Raw genomic sequence first — 1,324 nt, forward strand, 5'->3', positions numbered from 1 at the left:
GTCAAAGACGTCCGCGACTGTGACCACCCGGGCAGCGAGGGGAATCGACTTTCCCGCCAATCCGTCGGGATAGCCGGTTCCGTCAAACCGTTCGTGGTGGGATCGGGCAATTTCCGCCGCTCTGGCAAGAAAGGAGCCTGCCGCGTTCTTCCTGGGGGCTTCCTGCAAGGCCTGGTGGCCGATGATTGTGTGCTGTTTCATCACTTCGAACTCCTGCGGAGTGAGACGCCCCGGCTTGAGAAGGATGGAATCGGGGATACCGACTTTTCCGATGTCGTGCAGAGGAGCGGAGCGAAAGATTTCCTCCGCGAATCGAGAAGGGATGTCTTCTTCCGGCGCAGAACCGGCACACAATTCTTCGGCGATGATCCGAGAATACCAGCGCATCCGTTCCAGATGTTCGCCGGTTTCAGGATCGCGGGACTCGGCAAGTTTGGCAAGGGCGAAAATGGTAAGGTCGCGGACCTCGATGATTTCCTGGAAACGAATTTCTGCGAGCATTTCGAGTTCCCGGTTGATCCGCTGAATTTCCGCGTTGAGTTTCCAGACGCGTTCCACGGCTGCCCGGAGATGTTGTTGTATCCGTACCTGGGCCCTGAGTTTCAGTCGCAGGCAATCGCAACTGAGCGGCAGTTTTATGAAGTCGTCCGCTCCGGATGCGCAGAATTGCTCAGGTGATGCAACCGTATCGGGCCTACCGACGATAAGGACCTGGGTGAACGGGCCAATTGGGCCAGCTTTGATTTCACGGGCTAGAGTAAAGCATTCTTCGGTGGCGGGAAACAGGACAACGTCCGGATTGGATTGGAGTATCGTGTGGAGGTGTACCGTCTGAATCGGTTGAACCACAACCTCGAATTCGTCTTCGAGACCCTTAATCTGATCTGAAAGCTCGTCGCCTGCGTCGCTCACCACAAAAATTTTGTACCTGGAAGAAAAAAACCTTCCGTCGACTTCCCAGGGACTGTCGGCCATTGTCGTCACCTCACAAAGCCAGAGCTTTGAACCTGCGGAATCCAGTCAAAGGGGCGACCGCCCCGGCGTCAGCTACTTGTCAGCTTTTCGTACTAGCGGATGCCATAAACTTCGCGCCGCGATTGGTCGGGCATCCAGACCGATTTGCTCCTTTTCAGAGAAATTGTCAGGTTGGACACCAGCTTGCTTCGATCTTTGTTCGGTTGTTAGCTCGATTTCCTCAAGGGACCAACTGGCCACGCAATGCGTCCTCCACTTTGTGCGATGCATGGCGGGAAGCTGCCCGGCACGCTCTCTTCCCACGACAACCTGCAACACAAAAAAACGTAACATCCTGGCGATTGAGGAG

The 1,324-nt window shown here is 55.4% G+C and carries 1 protein-coding gene; it reads right to left on the reverse strand.

Annotated elements, in window-relative coordinates; all coding sequences use genetic code 11:
- The coding region (locus tag H5U08_RS19055) for an HD domain-containing phosphohydrolase (protein WP_297036824.1) at nt 1-975 on the reverse strand (975 nt) is incomplete at its 3' end.
- Between the last annotated feature and the right edge of the window lie 349 nt (nt 976-1,324).

This window comes from Thermogutta sp. (assembly GCF_014359955.1).
In the GTDB taxonomy this organism is placed as follows: domain Bacteria; phylum Planctomycetota; class Planctomycetia; order Pirellulales; family Thermoguttaceae; genus Thermogutta.